The sequence below is a fragment of the Kitasatospora sp. NPDC059146 genome (assembly GCF_042786665.1).
Lineage (GTDB): Bacteria > Actinomycetota > Actinomycetes > Streptomycetales > Streptomycetaceae > Kitasatospora.
In genome coordinates, this window is record NZ_JBHZCY010000274.1 from 1 (window position 1) to 1217 (window position 1217).

Annotated in this window: 1 protein-coding gene; it reads left to right on the forward strand. The window is 67.5% G+C overall.

Annotation, left to right across the window (positions count from 1 at the left end):
* Positions 1-6: 6 nt before the first annotated feature.
* Positions 7-1217, forward strand: a 1211-nt coding sequence (gene htpG, locus ACFXPX_RS43885; RefSeq protein ID WP_380645127.1) for a molecular chaperone HtpG, incomplete at its 3' end; no start/stop codon positions are given.

Sequence of the window (1217 nt, forward strand, 5' to 3'; positions counted from 1 at the left end):
CCTCCCGTGGCCAGCCCGACCCAGACGCTGGAGTTCCAGGCGGAGACCCGCCAGCTGCTGCAGCTGGTGATCCACTCGATCTACTCGAACAAGGACATCTTCCTGCGTGAGCTGATCTCCAACGCCTCCGACGCCCTCGACAAGCTCCGCCTGGAATCCCTCACCGACACCGACCTCGACGTCGACACCTCCGACCTGCACATCACGCTGGAGGTCGACAAGGGGGCCCGCACCCTGACGGTGCGGGACAACGGCATCGGCATGACCCGCGACGAGGTCGTCGAACTGATCGGCACCATCGCCAAGTCCGGCACCGCCGGCCTACTGGCCAAGATCAAGGAGGCCAAGGACGCGGACGCGGCGCAGCACCTGATCGGGCAGTTCGGAGTCGGCTTCTACTCGGCGTTCATGGTCGCCGACAAGGTCACCCTGCATACCCGCCGGGCCGGCACCGAGCAGGGCACCGCCTGGGAGTCCGACGGCGAGGGCACCTACACCATCGCGCAGGCCGAGGGCCTGCCGGTGGGCACCTCGGTGACGCTGCACCTCAAGCCGGCGGACGGCGAGGACGGGCTCGGCGACTACCTCGCGGCGTGGAAGATCCGCCAGATCGTCAAGCAGTACTCGGACTTCATCCGCTGGCCCATCCGCATGGCCACCGAATCCCTCGGCAACGCAGAGCCTGCTGCCGAAGAGGGCACCGAGCCCGCCACCGGGGACACGACCGCCCCCGAGCTGGAGACGCTGAACTCGATGAAGGCACTGTGGGCACGCCCGCGCTCGGAGGTGTCCGAGACCGAGTACCGCGAGTTCTACCAGCAGATCAGCCACGACTGGCAGGCCCCGGCCGAGACGATCCACATGCGCGCCGAGGGCACCTTCGAGTACGAGGCGCTGCTGTTCGTCCCCGCCCACGCCCCGTTCGACCTGTTCTCCCGCGACACCAAGCGCGGCGTCCAGCTGTACGTCAAGCGCGTGTTCATCATGGACGACTGCGACGCGCTGATGCCCAACTACCTGCGGTTCGTCAAGGGCGTCGTCGACGCCCACGACCTGTCGCTGAACGTCTCGCGCGAGATCCTCCAGCACGACCGCCAGATCACCGCCGTTCGCCGGCGCCTCGTCAAGAAGGTCCTCGGCGCCCTCAAGGACATGCAGACCAACCGGACGGACACCTACACCGGGCTGTGGGAGCAGTTCGGCCGGGTCCTCAAGGA